The organism is Serratia sp. HNCC26DJ244, from assembly GCF_057180565.1.
The window spans coordinates 80,915-98,171 of the sequence record NZ_JBXUGO010000018.1; the positions used below are offsets into that span (position 1 = coordinate 80,915).

The following is a 17,257-nucleotide window of genomic DNA, read 5'->3' on the forward strand; positions in this document are numbered from 1 at the left end:
CATGGGGTCATTAGGTGCCATGAGTCGGCCTTGGGTGTGAGAGGTGGTATTTCACGCCTAACATCAATTGGCTAAATCTGTTCGATTAGATTTAGATTTAACGATGTATGACCAACGGATTTAATCGTATTTTTGCTATCGCCCAAGCGATTGGCGACGGGCAGTCCGTTTAAATAAGAGGTTAAATATGAGTACCTTAGGCCATCACCCTGATAATTCTTTAGTCTCCAATGCCTTTGGTTTTCTGCGCTTTCCACTGAATTTCATGCCCTACGACAGTGATGCTGAGTGGGTTATCACCGGCATTCCATTTGATATGGCCACCTCTGGGCGTGCCGGTGGTCGTCATGGCCCGGCTGCTATTCGTCAGGTGTCTACCAACTTGGCATGGGAAGGGGCTCGCTGGCCATGGCGTTTTGAACTGCGTGATCACTTGAACGTCATCGATTGTGGTGACATCGTGTTCAATTTCGGTGATGCGCAAGATATGAGTGACAAACTGCAGGCACACGCAGAAAAGTTGCTGCAAGCGGGTAAACGCATGCTCTCTTTTGGTGGTGACCATTTCGTCACCCTGCCATTGCTGCGCGCCCATGCCAAACATTTTGGCAAAATGGCACTGGTACATTTTGATGCGCATACCGATACCTATGCCAATGGCAGCAAATTCGATCATGGCACCATGTTTTTCCATGCGCCAAATGAAGGGCTGATCGACCCTCATCATTCAGTGCAGATTGGTATCCGTACCGAGTTCGATCATGACAACGGCTTTACTGTTCTGGATGCTGCGCAAGTGAATGACCGCAGTGTGGATGATCTTCTGGCCCAGATCAGGGAGATCGTGGGTGATATGCCCGTGTACCTGACGTTTGATATTGACTGCCTGGATCCGGCTTTTGCACCGGGTACCGGAACACCGGTGATTGGTGGCCTGACGTCTGATCGTGCTCTGAAACTGGTACGTGGTATGCAGTCGTTGAATATTGTCGGCATGGATGTGGTGGAAGTGGCTCCGGCTTATGATCAGTCAGAGATCACCGCATTGGCGGCGGCAACGCTAGGGCTGGAAATGCTCTATTTGCAAGCGGCCAAAAAGCTGGAGGGATAACTCCACTGCATTAATGGCTTGATGGCCAGGCTGTTAGGCTGCTACGGGGCTGGGTAGGACTACCAGCCCCTTCTTTATCCCCGTTATTATTAAAACTGTCGCGCTATTCCCCTCGTTATTGACTGCGTTATTTGTCACTAAAGCAATTGTTGTGTTGCTTTATAACTGTACGTTTTTTGTGATCATCACCTCAAAGGCAACTTTTAAATAACCATTTGTTAACAATCCATCGGTGATTTCCTTGACTAAAGAATCGCCATATTTATAGTGCTTGTATTAAATAATAAACTAAGTTTCATATATGAGACAAATAGTTAAGGATGGAAGATATGAGCTGGAAGAATGTGTGTGAGGCATCTCAGGTAACCGAGGATTTTCCTTTCTCTGCGAACATAGAGGGTAGGGAGATCGGCGTTTTCCTGGTGGAGGGGCAATATTACGCGCTGGAAGATGTTTGCCCGCATGCCTATGCCTTGCTCAGCCAAGGGTTTGTTGATGACGGAAAAGTGGAGTGCCCGCTGCACGAAGCCCAGTTTGATGTGCGTACTGGCAAGTGTTTGCGCGAGCCGGGTGGCCGTGATCTGCGAACCTACCCTACCCGGATGATCGACAATCAAATCCAAATCACCTTGATCACAGAGGAATAAGCATGCAGCCGATTACTGATTTCAACCCTTGGCTACCGGATAGCCAACAAGTGATTCCCTCCCGTTTTGGTGGTAATGGTCAAATCCATCATCCCGGTAAATATCAAAATGTCATTTGGCAAAGTCGGGCGCGGGTTCCAGACGGCTTTGAAACTGCCCTGGTCGGCGCGTTGGAAGAGATTTTTGAACAGGGGGCGGAAGAGCTGGATCAGATTATCCAGGCCCTCAATCAGCGCCGCTTTTTTGATCGCCATGGGCAGCCATGGAACGAAGACACTTTCCGCCAATTCCTTCAGGTTAACGGTTTCTGAGCCGCATAGGAGAAGAACATGACAAATCAGACCCCATCCTCCGCGCAGACAGTACAGGAGTACCTCGATCAGGGTTTACGTGGTCTCTGGTATCCGGTGCTGGCTAGTTGGGAAGTGAGCAGTAACCCGGTGGGGATCACCCGCCTGGAGCAACAGATCGTATTATGGCGTGATAGCCAAGGCCAACTCCATGCGCTGGAAGATCGCTGCCCCCATCGTGGTGCGCGCCTTTCTGTGGGCTGGAACTTAGGTGATCGCATCGCCTGCTGGTATCACGGTGTCGAAGTTAATGGTGACGGTGTAGTCAAAGATGTCCCAGCGGTAGATCGTTGTCCACTGGTGGGGCAGAAGTGCCTGCGTTCTTATCCGGTGAAAGAAGCCTACGGCGCGGTTTTCCTCTATTTTGGGGTCACAGCTGACGAACCACCTGCAGAACTGACGTTTCCTCAGGAGTTGGCGGATGGCGAAAGTTATAGCCATTTCCTCTGTACTGCCAGTTGGGACTGTAATTACCAGTATGCCTTGGAAAACGTGATGGACCCGATGCACGGTTCTTATCTCCATTCCGCCTCCCACTCTATGGCGGAAGGGGATCGCAAGGCCAATATGTCGTTGCAGCCCACTGGCAGTGGATTCATCTTTAAAAAGGATGAACAAAGTGGTGTGAACTTTGACTGGGTAGAGTTAGGTAGTAGTGGGGCGTATTGGATGCGCCTGTCGATCCCGTATAAAAAACGCTTTGGGCCGGGGGGACATTTCTGGATCATCGGGATGGCGGTACCGGAAGATAAAGATCACTGCCGGGTATTTTTCTGGCGGATCCGTAAAGTGAAAGATTGGCAGCGTGATGCCTGGCGTTTTATGTATCGCAATCGTTTGGAAGGTTTACATTGGGACGTGCTGGAGCAAGACCGTATCGTGCTGGAAAACATGGTACCGAACGCACGTGGCCGTGAATATCTTTACCAGCATGATGTGGGGCTCTCCCGCCTGCGGCGTGTAATGCAGAAGGAAGCCCAAAAACAATTGGCGACCCTCAGCCAACAGGAGACCGCCCAGTGAGCGGCCTGCTGGCAGGGAAACGGATAGTGGTCACTGGTGCTGCCCGGGGGCTTGGGCGCAGCTTTGCGGCGGCACTGGCTCAGTCCGGCGCCAGTGTGGTGATGTGCGATATCCTGGCTGCAGAATTGCAGGATAGTGCCGACAGCTTGCGTCAGCAGGGGGCACAGGTGGAAGTACAGGTTATCGACCTCGCCTCTCCCGCTTCCATCACCACCGCTTTTAGCGAGATCGCTAAAGGTGGCGTGATTGATGGCTTGGTGAATAACGCCGCATTGGCCACCGGCGTGGGCGGTAAGACCATGATGGAGTACGATATTGATCTGTGGGACCGGGTGATGCAGGTGAATGTGCGTGGTACTTGGTTGGTAAGCCAGGCGGCGGTTCCACTGTTGGCGCAGACGGCCCATGGCAAAATCGTTAATGTCGCTTCAGATACCGCGTTGTGGGGCGCGCCCAAATTGATGGCTTATGTGGCCAGTAAAGGGGCGGTGATCGCCATGACCCGTTCCATGGCTCGCGAGCTGGGGCCGCAGGGGATCTGCGTTAATACCATTGCTCCAGGTTTGACCCGGGTAGAAGCCACAGAGTATGTTCCCGCTGAACGGCACCAATTGTATCAGCAAGGCCGAGCTTTGACGGGGGTACAACATCCAGACGATGTGACTGGCAGTGTGATTTATCTGCTGTCACCATTGGCGGATTTTGTCACTGGCCAGTTATTACCGGTCAATGGTGGCTTTGTGTTTAATTGACAGGTAGGCAACGACTTAAGAGGTAGCACATGGCAGACGAACAAGCGTGTAAATATCTTATCCCCGGGCTGGATCGCGGGTTACAACTGCTACTGGCATTCGGTGAGCAGCATAAGGAAATGACCTTTGCAGAATTACATCGCCTGGTCGATATGCCAAAAGCTACGGCCTATCGGGTGGTACAAACACTGGAACATCTGGGTTTTTTGGAGCGTAATCCACGTACCAATACCTTTGCGTTGGGGATCAAAGTGCTGCGGTTAGGCTTTGAGTATATCGCCTCATTGGATGTTGCTCAGGTGGGTCAACCGGTGATTGAGCAATTGCGTGATCGCAGCCAGTGCAGTAGTCATCTGGCGATCCGCGATGGGCATGATGTGATCTACATTGCCCGTGTCAGCGCGGCGGGTTCGCAGATAAATCAGGTGAGTGTGGGCACTCGCTTGCCAGTACACCGTACTTCTCTTGGCCGCATGTTGCTGACCAGTACCAGCCGGGAAGAGTTTGAGAAGCTATTTCCGCAGGAAACCTTACCTGATAGGGCACCGGGTACGCCCGCTAGCCGTGAGGCTTTGTGGCAAATGGTGCAGCAAGATAAAGCGCGCGGTTATGTGATTGGTGAATCCTTCTTCCGGCTAGGTATCTCGTCGATCGTCTACCCGATCTTTAACCGCGAACGGCAGGTGGAGGCAGTAGTCAGCATTATGGTGCCCTCGAATGAGATCCCGAAAGCGGACCGCGAACGGTTACGCGCCGAAGTGCGTGATGCCGCAGTGAAAATATCCGGGTTTCTAGGGGCATCGGTGCAGGAGTACGCCAGCTAGGTCACTGTTACAACCAGACTGATTCTTTAACTCAGGCAGTAATCAGGCTCATGCAAATTAATGGGCCAGGGTTCGCTCATGCCTGAAAAACATATTCAGCGATAACCTGAGGCACAACGAATGAGCATAAGCGGAATCGAAAAGCTGGAATTTGGCGTTGAAGATCTGCCAACGTGTGAAAAATTTATAAAAGACTTTGGCTTGCAGCCAGTGGTTCAACAGCAGGGGGATCTCTACCGTGAGTTTACCACCCTCACTGGGGCCAAAGTGGTGCTGTATCCACAAAACAGCGGGGCATTACCCCCAGCGTTTGAAGCGGGTTCTACGCTGCGCCGTATCACTTGGGCGGTTGAAAGCCCAACTGCTCTGGCTACATTACAAAAGAAACTGGCACCCATGCCAGGCTTCCACCAGGTGGGCGAAGAGTTTGAATGCCAAGATCCTAACGGCATGACGGTACGCTTTGCTGTCAGTGCGCAGCAGCCAGTGAGTCTGCCGGTATCGCCGATTAACCAGTGGGGAGATGTACGCCGCATCGATCAAGCCAGCCCGGTTTATACCCAGGCACAACCCGTTAATATCGGCCATGTGGTGTTCTTTGTGGAAGACTTACCGGCTACGGAGCGTTTTTACTGCGATGTGCTCGGGTTCCAGGTGTCTGACCGCTATATTGACCGCGCGGTGTTTCTACGCACCCAGGTACGCGGGGTTCACCACAACCTGTTTCTGCTCAAATTGCCCAACCGCCCGCGTGGCTTGAACCATGTGGCATTCACCGTGCGTGATATCCATGAGGTGATCGGCGGTGGTATCGCCATGAATAAACAGCAGTGGAGCACTTTTCTTGGCCCGGGCCGCCACCCGATCTCCTCTGCCTACTTTTGGTATGTCAACAGCCCGACCGGCGGCGCGTTTGAATACTATACCAATGATGATTACCTGACCGAAAACTGGCAACCCCGTGAGCTGGAGCATTCGCTGGTGTCATTTACCGAATGGGCGGTCGAAGGGGGAATAGACCACGATACCCGCCGCCAGCATCACAAAACGGGGGCGCTATGAGTGCAGGTATTGTGATTATTGGTGCTGGGCAAGCGGGTGGTTGGGCCGCCAAAACCCTGCGCGCAGATGGTTACAACGGCAAACTCACGGTGGTGAGTGATGAACCTTATGATTTCTATGAGCGCCCACCGCTGTCTAAATCCGTGTTGCTGGATGAACAGGCTCCACTAAGCCGCCTGTTTAGTGAAGAAGAAGTTGCCGCGCTAGATATCGACTGGTATCGCCCATTACGGGCTGAGGCGATTGATGCCCATCAGCAGACGGTGACGCTCAATAATGGTTGCCAACTACATTTTGAACAACTGTTGCTGGCCACCGGTGGGCAGCCACGCTTGCCGGATGCCCACTGGGCCAGTCATCCGCACGTGATGACATTGCGCTCTTGGGATGATGCCATTCGCCTGCGCCACAATTTGCTGCACTGTAAAAAACTGGCAATTGTTGGCGGTGGCTGGATTGGCCTGGAAATCGCCGCTTCAGCCCGCAAGCTGGGCATTGAGGTGACGGTATTTGAGCGGCAACCTGCATTGTGTATGCGCAGTGTTGGGTCAGAGGTCTCGCAGGCGTTGCTGGAACTGCATCAACAGCAGGGTGTGACGGTGCATTGCGACTGTGGCGAACTCACCCTTGAGGACCGGCAGGGAACTGCGTGGATAACCAGTGGCAAAAGCGCCGCACAATCTTTTGATCGGGTGGTGGTGGGCATTGGCGTGGAGCTAAACCTGGCGTTAGCACACAGTGCTGGGCTGCGGGTTGAGCATGGGATTGTGGTCGATGGGCAAGGGCGAACCAGCCACCCGGCAATTTTTGCCGCTGGCGATGTGGCACGTCATCCTAAACTTGGCCTCTGTCTACAGTCTTGGGCTTACGCACAGAACCAGGCGATTAGCACCGCCCACGCGATGCTGGATGCCACTGCGGCACCTTACGATGAAGCCGCCTGGCTTTGGTCAGATCAATATGACGCCAATATCCAGATCCTTGGCATCCCTAATGGGGGTGTTCACTCCGTGGTGCGCCGAACACCGCAATCATCGCTGTTTTTTACCCTGAATGCTGAGCAGCAACTGGTGCAAATGGTGGCGTTTAATGATGCACGCGCCATCAAACTGGGTAAACGTTGGCTGGCCAGTGGCCGGATATTGGATCCGCAGCAACTGGCGGATGTGGAGTTTTCTCTGATGGCGTTGAAATAGCCGCCGACCTGAGGGAGCGTTTTATGACGATACAAGATATTGACACCCGTAATACTCGGGTGGGGGATGTTGTTGCCGAAAATTTGCCAACCAGAGTGCGTTGGTCAGCGCCTATCGCCCTGTTTGCCTGCGTATTGCTGGCATTTTTCGACAAGATCAGTATTGCTGCACTGTTTTCTGACGCCGAGTTTCAGCAGGCGATGGGCATTGGTTTTGATCCTGCCCGGCTGGGATTACTGATGAGTGCCTTCCTGTTCTCTTACGGCATCTCTTCCATGTTGCTGAGTGGTATTGGTGACCGGTTAAACCCAGTTAAAGTCCTGATCGGTATGATGGTGACTTGGGGGGTGCTGATGGTCTTAATGGGCCTGACACGCTCCTACTACAGCATGATTACCTTGCGTGTTTTGCTGGGGATTGCAGAAGGCCCACTGATACCGATGGCTTACACCATTGTACGCCAAGCGTTCCCGCAACATTTGCAGGCACGCGCCACCATGATGTGGTTATTAGGCACGCCGATCGGTGCGGCGCTCGGCTTCCCGGCAACCTTATATATTCTGCACAACTTTGACTGGCAAAGTACCTTCTTCTTTATGGCATTTCTGACACTGCCGGTCATGTTGTTGGTGCTTTGGGGTACCAGACATCTGAATGTGGATCGCCCCGTGCGGGCCGGTAGCAGCAAACCGCTGGCTGCTGAGCGTAGGCAGCTACGCACTGAACTGTTTCGGACACCGCATTTCTGGATGATTTGCCTATTCAATATTGCATTTCTGACCTACCTGTGGGGCATGAATGGTTGGGTACCTAGCTATCTTATTGAAGGCAAAGGTATTCATCTGGAACATGCTGGCTACCTGTCATCACTGCCGTTTATTGCCATGCTGTTAGGTGAAGTGCTGGGTGCCTGGCTATCAGACAAAATGGATCGTCGGGCTTTGGCCTGTTTTATCTCATTGTTTGGGGCCGGTTTGGGTTTGTGGGTGGTGTTACATCTGCAGGGGACTTACAGCGTGATCGCCGCCATGTCTTTCAGCACCTTTATGTGGGGTACCGGGGCACCCAATATCTTTGCACTGTTGGCTAAGGCCACCAGCAGCCGGGTTAGCGCCACAGCTGGCGGTATTTTTAACGGGTTAGGTAACTTTGCCGGTGCTTTGGCTCCGGTGCTGATGGGGGCGTTGATCGCCGCTAGCGGCAATATGGATAACGGCTTGCTGTTCCTGGTGGTGATGGCCTTGGTTGGCTGCGTCATTTTGCTGCCGTTAGTGAAAAAATATTGATGTGACCATTTTGATATAACAAAGGAGAGAAACTATGTCTCAAGTTGAAGATAAAGCAGTGACCAAGCCGCAGGATCTGACGATAAAACAACGGGTAGAGTCACGCATCGCCCGCTTTGAGGGGCGTAAATACGACTGGAACGCACTGAAGTTTCAGGCGGATTATGATCCGAAATATCGTCGTGCGCAGATGCGCTATCTGGGTACTGGTGCTACCGGTGTCGCCAGCGATAGCAACACCGTTCCGGCAGAGCACTTTACTTTTTCCACCATGGTGCTGCCCGCCAAATGCGAAGGGCCGCTGCACCTCCATGCGGATGTTGAAGAAGTGTTCTTTATGCTGAAAGGCAGCATCACGGTGATGATCAGAGATGGTGACGAATACTACGAAACCACCCTGAAAGAGCGTGACCTGATATCCGTACCGGCAGGGATTTATCGCGGCCTGTTCAACCATGGTGAAGAAGAAGCCCTGATGTGCGTGATGCTGGGTACCCCCAAGCCGGAAACACCGACCTACCCGGCGGATCACCCTTTATCCAAAGTGAAGCGTAACTGATGAGTGGTTTACCGCAACGCCAACAGGCGAACTGTGGCGGCTACCCATTAAGCTGGCGTGAGGCGGGACAGGGCCAGGCGGTGTTGTTACTGCATGGTATCAGTTCCGGCTCCGCCTCCTGGGTCAAGCAGTTCAGTGATAGCGCCTTGACGGCTAACCATCGTCTGATCGCCTGGGATGCCCCGGGTTATGGTGAGAGTGCGGTACTGGCGCAAACGACAGCCAGTGCCGCCGACTATGCCAAGGCGTTAGCGGCCTTGGTTGCTGAGTTGGCGTTGCAACAGCCACTGATTGTTGGGCATTCCCTTGGCTCGTTGATTGGCAGTGCCTACGCAGCCGCCCATCCTGATGGTGTCAGTGGCTTGGTCCTGGCTGATCCGGCGCAAGGTTATGCCACGGCCAGCGCAGAGAAACGCCAGCAGGTTTATGCACAGCGTAAACAATTGATGGCAACACTCGGCCTACAAGGTTACGCAGAGCAGCGTGCGGCTGCGTTACTGCGTGAGGGGGCGGATTCGCAGGATATCGCTTGGGTAGGTCGTGGTATGCAGCAGCTTAATCCCGCTGGTTTTCTTAATGCGGCGTGGATGTTGGCCAATGATGACATCCATCAATATTTGCGCGCTTACCGGGGCCACTTACAGGTGTGGTGTGGCAGTGAAGACCGCATCACCCCGCCTGCAGGGGCTGAAAGTCTGGCACAACAGTATGCTGCGCCGATGCGCCTGATCCCAGCGGCAGGGCATGCCAGCTATCTTGATGCCGCAGCACTGTTTAACCGTTATTTGCAGCAGTTTACGGGGGGGATCCCATCATGAACTTTCAAATAGAGCAACGAGTTGCCGTGGTCACTGGCGGCTCCTCAGGGATCGGTTTTGCAACCTTGCGTCTGTTACTGGCGGAAGGGGCAAAAGTGGCTTTCTGTGGTCGTAACCCAGACAAACTGGCTTCTGCACAGGCCAATTTGCGCGATGAGTTTCCACAAGCACAAATCCTGGCATTACCCTGTGATGTGCTTGATGTTGACCAGGTTGCCCACTTTGCTGACCAGGTGAACCACCATTTTGGTGCAGTGGATATGTTGATCAATAACGCCGGGCAAGGGTTTGTGGCGAATTTTGAGCAAACACCACGTGAAGCCTGGCTGCATGAAGCAGAACTCAAATTGTTTGGGGTGATTAACCCGGTACAGGCATTTTTACCCGCGTTACAACGTTCAGATATTGCTTCGATTACCTGCGTTAACTCGTTACTGGCTTTGCAACCGGAAGAGCACATGATTGCCACCTCGGCGGCTCGGGCTGCGCTACTTAATATGACACTGACCTTGTCGAAAGAGCTGGTGAGTAAGGGAGTGCGTGTCAATTCGATCCTGCTGGGAATGGTGGAATCTGGTCAGTGGCAGCGCCGCTTTGCTCAACGGGATGATCCGCAGCAGAGCTGGGAGCAGTGGACAGCGGCGCTCGCGCAGCGGCGTGGTATTCCGATGAAACGACTGGGTAAACCCCAAGAAGCGGCACGGGCCTTGCTGTTTTTGGCCTCACCCATGGCTTCCTTTACGACTGGGGCGACACTGGACGTTTCCGGTGGTTTTAACCGGCATCTCTGATAGGGCCAGAAAATGAAAAAAATCATGATGATAGGTTATGGCTCAATGGCCAAAGAGGTGGTGGCACGATTACCGGCAGGTGTTGAATTGGGTTGGATCCTGGCACGGGAAAAACATCATGGCGAGATCGCGGCGGCATTTAATGGGCGCGTGGTGGCATTGAGTGACCCGGCACAATGCAGCGAGCGGCCTGACCTGGTGTTGGAGTGCGCCAGCCAACAGGCCGTTGCCGAGTTTGGTGAAGCTATCCTGAAACGTGGTTGGTCGCTGGCGGTGATCTCTACCGGTGCGTTGGCTGATAGCGCATTACAACAGCGTTTACAGCAGGCGGTGGCAGCGCATCATGGCCGGTTGATGGTGCTGTCTGGTGCGGTGGCGGGTATGGATGGACTGGCGGCGGCTCGTGAGGGGGGGCTGGAAAGTGTCACTTACCAATCCAGCAAAAGCCCGGCCAGTTGGCGTGGTAGCCAAGCGGAAAAATTGATCGACCTGGATAGTGTCACTGAAGCGCGAGTGTTCTTTGAAGGCTCAGCCCGTGAGGCGGCAAGGCTCTTTCCAGCCAATGCCAATGTGGCTGCCACCATTGCACTGCATGGCTTGGGGATGGATGCCACGCGAGTACGCTTGCAGGTGGATCCACATACCCAACGCAATACCCATCGCTTACAGGTATCTGGCCGCTTTGGCCAGTTCCAGATTGAGCTCTGTGGCAACCCGTTGGCGAGTAACCCCAAAACCTCAATGTTGGCAGCGTTGAGTGCGGTACAAGCCTGCCGTGACTTGTAATGGTCCGCGAACGCCAGCGATAGCCGAGATTTTGACCTTAGTTTTTATTGCCTGAACAACAGGAGTACCTGATGGAAACGTTAAAGATTTTTCTTGCTGGCCGCTGGTGTGAGGGGCGAGGTGACGAGATGCAGTCGGTTTTTCCGGCTGATGGCAGCGTGAATGCCCACTTGCGTGCCGCCAGCATTGAAGATGTCAATGAAGCGGTGACGGCAGCGGAACAAGCCTGGCGCAACCCAAACTGGCGGGGGCTGGTGCCGCATCAGCGTGCGTCTATTTTGTACCGTGTTAGTGATTTGATCAGCGCACAGGTAGAGAGCCTAGCACAACTGCAAACCCGTGATAACGGTAAGCCATTAGCGGAAACCCGTGGATTAGTGATGAGTGCTGCAGCCACTGCGCGCTATTTTGCCGCCGCCTGCGAAGTACTTGAGGGGGAACTGCCCACTCAGCGCAACCGTGACGTAATGACCTTAAGCCAATATCAACCGTTGGGGGTGATTGCGGCCATCACCCCCTGGAACTCCCCCATTGCCAGTGAAATGCAGAAAGTGGCACCGGCGTTAGCTGCAGGAAATGCCGTGGTGCTTAAACCTGCCGAAGCGACGCCTTTAATGGCGCTGAAACTGGCGGAATTGTTTGAACAAGCGGGTTTGCCTGCCGGCTTGCTGAGTGTATTGCCGGGTAAAGGGTCAGTGATTGGCGAAGCGCTAGCGCGTCACCCACTAGTGAAGAAGATCTCTTTTACCGGCGGTACCGGCACTGGCCGTCATCTGGCCCATATTGCGGCTGAAAAACTGATCCCCACTTCACTGGAACTGGGGGGTAAATCACCAACGATAGTCTTAGCGGATGCTGACCTGGAACAAGCGGCACGGGGTATTTGTTACGGTATTTTCAGTTCGGCGGGGCAGGCGTGTATTGCCGGTTCGCGGTTGTTTGTACACCGCTCATTGTATCAGCCCTTATTGGCACGCTTGTGTGAACTGACGGCGGGTCTGCGTATCGGCAACCCACTACAGCCCGGTATTCATCTGGGCCCATTAATCAGCCAAAAACACCGCCAGAGCGTCGCGGACTACGTGGCGTTGGCTCAGCAGGAAGGGGGACGGATCCTGATGGGGGGCGAGGTACCCGCCGATCCACAACTGGCGCAAGGCAGTTATTACCTGCCAACGATTATAGAAGGGCTGAGTAATAGCGCTCGGGCCTGCCAAGAGGAGATCTTCGGCCCGGTGCTGGTGGTAATGCCGTTTGATGATGAAGCACAGTTGGTTGAACTGGCCAACGACTCAGTATATGGCCTGGCCGCAGGTATCTGGAGCCGTGATTTTACCCGTGCGATGGCGCTGGCAGAACAGTTGGAAACCGGCACTGTGTGGATTAACACCTACAAAACATTCTCGATTTCTACGCCATTTGGCGGCTTTAAACAGAGTGGCTTGGGGCGTGAAAAGGGCCGCCAGGGTATTCAGGCTTATATGCAACAAAAAAGCCTGTATCTGGCATTGAGTAATCAGCCCAATCGTTGGAGTGACTGAGCGTCTTCCATAAAACAAGATAATCAAGAAGGTAGAAGATGAACGAAAAAATAACGGTTGGTGAGGCGATAGCCCGAACGCTGGAACAGTACCAAGTGGCTGCAATCTATGGCGTTATCTCAATCCATAACCTGCCAGTGGCCGATGCTATTGGGCAACGTGGGGCGATCCGCTTTGTGCCTGCACGCGGCGAGGCTGGGGCGGTGACCATGGCGGATGCTCACGGGCGTTTTTCTGGCCTGGGGGTGGCGTTGACCAGCACCGGCGCTGGGGCGGGCAATGCGGTGGGGGCAATGATTGAAGCACTGAATGCCAATACGCCATTACTGCACATTACCGGCCAGGTAGAAAAAGCCTATCTGGATGCTGATGCCGGGTTTATTCATGAAACCAAAGATCAATTGGGTTTTCTGCGTGCTTGTTCCAAGCAGGCTTATCGGGTGCATACGCCCGAACAGGCGGTAGCGGTGTTGCAACGGGCTATTCTGGATGCGCAGACCGTTCCTTGTGGCCCGGTAGCGATAGAGATCCCGATCGATATTCAAAACAGTCTGATCCCTGCCAATCTGGTAGGTCATGCCATTTTGCCACCGGTGTTGCCAGCGGCGGCTGACGTGGCGGTAGAGCGCCTATACCAGCGCTTGCGCAGTGCCAAACGCCCGCTACTGTGGGTGGGGGGCGGTGCACTGGCCTGCCGTGAAGCGGTTAAACAGTTGGCAGATGCCGGCGTGGTGGTCATTTCCAGCACCCATGGGCGTGGTATTTTGCCCGATAGCCACCCGCGCAGCTTGCGGGCATTCCATAACTCACCCAGTGTTGAGGCGATCCTGACGCAGTGTGACTTAACGCTGGTGGCGGGTTCTCGGCTACGTAGTAATGAAACGCGTACTTGGTCGCTACCACTGCCTCGCCCGTTGGTACAGATTGATATCGACCCGGCGGCAGCCAACCGTAACTATCTGGCAGATGAACAGATTTCTGGTGATTGTGCTGCTTTGCTCACTGCATTGGCAGCACGGTTGACCCCAGGAGAAAAAGTGAATGCCGACTGGGATAGGGAAATTGCTCAGGCGGTAGAGCAGGCAGAAGCGGCACTGCGCCAGCAGTCGGGGGAATACGCCAAACTGAATGATGCGATCGCCAGCGCATTACCACCGGATGGTTTACTGGTCCGTGATATCACCGTCTCTGGCAGTGTTTGGGGCAGCCGCCTGTTCCGTGCTATTTCACCTTTGTGCAATATTCACTCCTTGGCGGGGGCGATCGGCATGGGGTTGTCGATGGCCATTGGTACGGCGATTGCCAACCCACAACGCAAAGTGGTGGGGCTGGTGGGAGATGGGGGGGTGGCGCTAGGGTTAGGGGAATTGGCGACCATGGCGCAGGAGAAAGCCAATATCACTTTGCTGATTATGAATGATGATGGTTATGGTGTGATGCGGGGTATTCAAGATAAGTATTTTGCCGGGCGGCAGTACTATAACCAATTACATACCCCAGATTTTTGCCAGGTTGCCGAAGCTATGGGAATCAAAGCCTGGAAAGTGAATCATGCCGAGCAGTTTGCCGGTGTGATGGCAGAGGCGATTAACTACTCAGGGCCATCAGTGGTCGAGGTGGAGATGAACAGCGTAGGCCCCTTGAGTTTTGCCGGTCCACCACAGAAATTGTATTAACTATCGGCGGCAAAGCGTTCTGCCATTTTTCAAGCGACTGCCATGTTTATATCATCCGCTGTTTTATCAGGCCCATTATTGGGCCTTTTTCTCACCTGCTTAGCGGTTTACGTTGTTTAAACCCATCTGCATTTTACTTGGTCATTTAAAGTAGATTAACGAGATAAAAGAATGGCTAACCGATCTTTTTTTTCTACTACACTTTCTTAAGAAGCGAATGAGTTTCTCACCCGATACTCATGAGACTCCTCATACTTCAATTACAGGGCTGTTGGTTGAGTTATTCAGCCTGGTTCCCTGTAATTACTCGTTTCGGCGCCAGAGGTAATGTGGGTGCGAAAGGGCTTTACCGGTAACTTGAATGAAGCAGGACATAAAGGGTTCACACCTTATCACTTTACTTTATAAAACATTAACTCAATTTATTTAACAAACCTGTATCAGTGTTGCATAAATAATTATGCGATGGGTGACACCATATAACCAATAAATTCAAGATATTGTCACCTCATTTAGAATAACACTGATATAGAGGGGATGGACACTATGAATCGTGTATACCGTGTTGTTTTTAACTACGCTTTAGGGCTTATGCAGGTGGCTTCTGAGTTTACGCGCCGTACTGGTAAGTCATCCTCTGGTCAGACCGTGGTTGAAGGTTCCGGTGATCACGTTGCAGATAGTCAGCAACTTAAAAAAAGCGCTTTATCAATACGGGGTTGGCCCCTGCTGAGTGCGGTTTGCCTGCTTTTATTCTCTCAAGGGGTATTTGCCAATGGCGCGGGTGGCGATAACGCTTCTTTCTTGGGGGGCAATGGCGCTTATGGTGGTGCTGGCGGGGGCGGGGGAGCAAGTGGCACTGGTGGGCGACCTAGTTCCCGTTCTATAGCGGGTTCCGCTGGTTTAGCCAATGGTACTGGCGGCGCAGGCTCAAGAGGTACGGGTACAAACGCCGATGATCCTGTGGGAGCAGGAGGCGCAGGTGGAAACGTAGGGAGTGCGGGTACCCCGGTAGGCGGAGCGGGTATTGCTGGGGGAAACGCCGTCTGTACACCTTCTTGTTCTAATGGTTTTGGTGCTGGTGGTGGGGGGGGCGGGGGTGCTGGTTTTGTCGGGAGCACAATAAATGCGATCTCGGCGACTATCCGTGGTGGCAATGGGGGTAGTGGGGGTAATGCCTTAGCGACCGGTGGTTCAGATGGTGGCAGTGGTGGCGGTGGAGGTGCCGGTGCTGTACTGACAGGGACCGGTACCACCACAGTGAATACTAATATCACTATCTCTGGTGGTGCTGGCGGGAATGGAGGATCCGGCGCGGGTGGTGGTGGTGGTGGTTTTGGTGGTGGTGGTGGTAGTGGCATAGTGAGTAGTGGCGTCAGTATCAGCAATAGTCGGACCATTTCCGGTGGCAATGGCGGGGTGGGCGGAACCAATGCCACCACCGCTGCGCACAGCCGCTCTGGTGGGGTTGGTGGCACCGGCATTACCGGGTCATCATTGACCATCACTAACACTAGCACTGGAACTATTCAGGGGGGGAATGGCGGAGCGAGTGGCACCGGTGCGTCGGGTACACCGGGGGCACTGGCGGCGGGTGGCATTGGTATCACTGGCAGTAATATGACCATCATCAACTCCGGTACTATCAGTGGTGGTCTAACTAGTACTGGTGGCACGCGCAGCCGGGCAATTTCATTTACTGCGGGTACTAATCGCCTGGAGTTACAGGCGGGCTACACGATTAATGGTAATGTCGGCGGGAGTGGCGCTAATACGTTGACTTTGGGCGGGGCGACTAACGCTATCTTTAATATGTCCCTGCTAGCCAGTCAATTCACCAGTTTCACGGCGTTACAAAAAACCGGCAATAGTACCTGGACACTGACCGGTAGCAGTACCACCACTTCGCCATGGACTATCTCCGCCGGTACATTAGGAACGAGTGTTATCGGTGCATTGGGGAATGGCACCATTAGTGTGGCTAATGGCGCGACTTTATTATTTACCAGTATTACCGGTTCAACATTTGCCAATACCTTAAGTGGTGCGGGGACCTGGGCGTTAAATGGCAGTAATGTCAGTATGGCCAGCCGTACCAATGCCAGCAACTTTACCGGTATTTTTAACCTAATCAACACCTCAAGCTTAACCATTAATAACGCCACATCATTAAATAGCAATGCCCGGTTTAATATGACCAATGCGAATAGCCGCTTGCTGATTAATAATACCGCCAACTATACCTTGAATAATGGCATTACCGGTGCAGGGCAAATTAATGTCAATGGCAGCAATGCGAATTTGAGCTTTGGTTTTGGTGCCAATGCCGGCAGTGCTTTTACCGGTATCGTGAATCTACAAAACAGCCTATTCGCCTTGACCGGTAATAATACGACAGCGTTAACCCGAGCGACACTTACCCTAAGCAGTGGTAATAGTACCACCGTTGGGGCTGCGGGAGCCCCCACGACGCAAACCATCGGCAGTTTGGGCATAGCGGGTGGCAGGTTAACGTTTTATAGCAATTTATTCAGTGATCGTGCGGATAGCATCATTAGCGCCGCCGGACTGACCGCCACCACTGGCACCATTAATATTGTGGGCGATGGTGCCATCAATACTAATACGTTAATAGGGAGTCGTTCTTTACTTAACCAGAATATAAATACCCAGTGGACTCAGTTGGTCAACGCCACCAGCGCCGGGAGTGTCAATGGGTTAAACATGCAGCTCAATGGGGCTGCAGTGAACCCAGGTGTGCGCTATGGCATCACTCAAAATAGTGAGCGTGTAGCCAACGGGCTGTATGATTTTAGCTTATCCAATACCGGCAGC

16 protein-coding genes are annotated in these 17,257 nt (G+C 53.2%); all 16 read left to right on the plus strand.

Translation table 11 applies throughout. The features are described from left to right. Positions 1-187 precede the first annotated feature (187 nt). Positions 188-1,111: an agmatinase gene (speB, locus tag AC2A06_RS14390; RefSeq protein WP_023489530.1), complete on the plus strand. Its 924-nt coding sequence runs from the start codon at positions 188-190 to the stop codon at positions 1,109-1,111. Between the two features lie 329 nt (positions 1,112-1,440). Further along, on the plus strand, positions 1,441-1,758 hold the full coding sequence (locus AC2A06_RS14395) for a non-heme iron oxygenase ferredoxin subunit (RefSeq protein WP_023489529.1): 318 nt from the start codon (positions 1,441-1,443) through the stop codon (positions 1,756-1,758). A 2-nt stretch (positions 1,759-1,760) separates the two neighbouring features. Further along, positions 1,761-2,069, plus strand: coding sequence for a recombinase-like helix-turn-helix domain-containing protein (locus AC2A06_RS14400; protein ID WP_023489528.1), 309 nt, complete (start codon positions 1,761-1,763; stop codon positions 2,067-2,069). An 18-nt stretch (positions 2,070-2,087) separates the two neighbouring features. Continuing rightward, positions 2,088-3,131, plus strand: a complete 1,044-nt coding sequence (locus AC2A06_RS14405; RefSeq protein WP_473196991.1) for a Rieske 2Fe-2S domain-containing protein — start codon at positions 2,088-2,090, stop codon at positions 3,129-3,131. Then, entirely contained in the window at positions 3,128-3,883 is a 756-nt protein-coding gene (locus AC2A06_RS14410) for an SDR family oxidoreductase (protein WP_484380734.1), read from the plus strand. The genes AC2A06_RS14405 and AC2A06_RS14410 overlap by 4 nt, the downstream gene beginning before the upstream one ends. 29 nt (positions 3,884-3,912) lie before the next feature. Then, on the plus strand, positions 3,913-4,707 hold the full coding sequence (locus AC2A06_RS14415; protein ID WP_023489525.1) for an IclR family transcriptional regulator: 795 nt from the start codon (positions 3,913-3,915) through the stop codon (positions 4,705-4,707). A gap of 120 nt (positions 4,708-4,827) precedes the next feature. Further along, on the plus strand, positions 4,828-5,769 hold the full coding sequence (locus AC2A06_RS14420; RefSeq protein WP_473196993.1) for a VOC family protein: 942 nt from the start codon (positions 4,828-4,830) through the stop codon (positions 5,767-5,769). Then, on the plus strand, positions 5,766-6,965 hold the full coding sequence (locus tag AC2A06_RS14425; protein ID WP_484380735.1) for an NAD(P)/FAD-dependent oxidoreductase: 1,200 nt from the start codon (positions 5,766-5,768) through the stop codon (positions 6,963-6,965). Before AC2A06_RS14420 ends, AC2A06_RS14425 begins: the two co-directional genes overlap by 4 nt. A 38-nt stretch (positions 6,966-7,003) precedes the next feature. Continuing rightward, on the plus strand, positions 7,004-8,251 hold the full coding sequence (locus AC2A06_RS14430; RefSeq protein WP_484380745.1) for an MFS transporter: 1,248 nt from the start codon (positions 7,004-7,006) through the stop codon (positions 8,249-8,251). A gap of 34 nt (positions 8,252-8,285) precedes the next feature. Then, a complete protein-coding gene (locus AC2A06_RS14435; protein WP_484380736.1) occupies positions 8,286-8,810 on the plus strand; it encodes a cupin domain-containing protein in 525 nt (174 codons plus the stop codon). Continuing rightward, complete coding sequence (locus AC2A06_RS14440; RefSeq protein WP_484380737.1) at positions 8,810-9,628, plus strand: alpha/beta fold hydrolase; 819 nt, start codon at positions 8,810-8,812, stop codon at positions 9,626-9,628. The genes AC2A06_RS14435 and AC2A06_RS14440 overlap by 1 nt, the downstream gene beginning before the upstream one ends. Continuing rightward, positions 9,625-10,419: an SDR family oxidoreductase gene (locus tag AC2A06_RS14445; protein WP_484380738.1), complete on the plus strand. Its 795-nt coding sequence runs from the start codon at positions 9,625-9,627 to the stop codon at positions 10,417-10,419. Before AC2A06_RS14440 ends, AC2A06_RS14445 begins: the two co-directional genes overlap by 4 nt. Before the next feature lie 12 nt (positions 10,420-10,431). Continuing rightward, a complete protein-coding gene (locus tag AC2A06_RS14450; protein ID WP_023489518.1) occupies positions 10,432-11,205 on the plus strand; it encodes an aspartate dehydrogenase in 774 nt (257 codons plus the stop codon). 71 nt (positions 11,206-11,276) lie between these two features. Beyond that, the gene (locus tag AC2A06_RS14455) at positions 11,277-12,746 is read left to right on the plus strand and encodes an aldehyde dehydrogenase (protein ID WP_484380739.1); all 1,470 of its coding nucleotides are present in this window, start codon (positions 11,277-11,279) and stop codon (positions 12,744-12,746) included. A 38-nt stretch (positions 12,747-12,784) separates the two neighbouring features. Beyond that, entirely contained in the window at positions 12,785-14,422 is a 1,638-nt protein-coding gene (locus AC2A06_RS14460; RefSeq protein ID WP_484380740.1) for a thiamine pyrophosphate-binding protein, read from the plus strand. Between the two features lie 546 nt (positions 14,423-14,968). After that, positions 14,969-17,257, plus strand: a 2,289-nt coding sequence (locus AC2A06_RS14465) for an ESPR-type extended signal peptide-containing protein (protein WP_484380741.1), incomplete at its 3' end; no start/stop codon positions are given.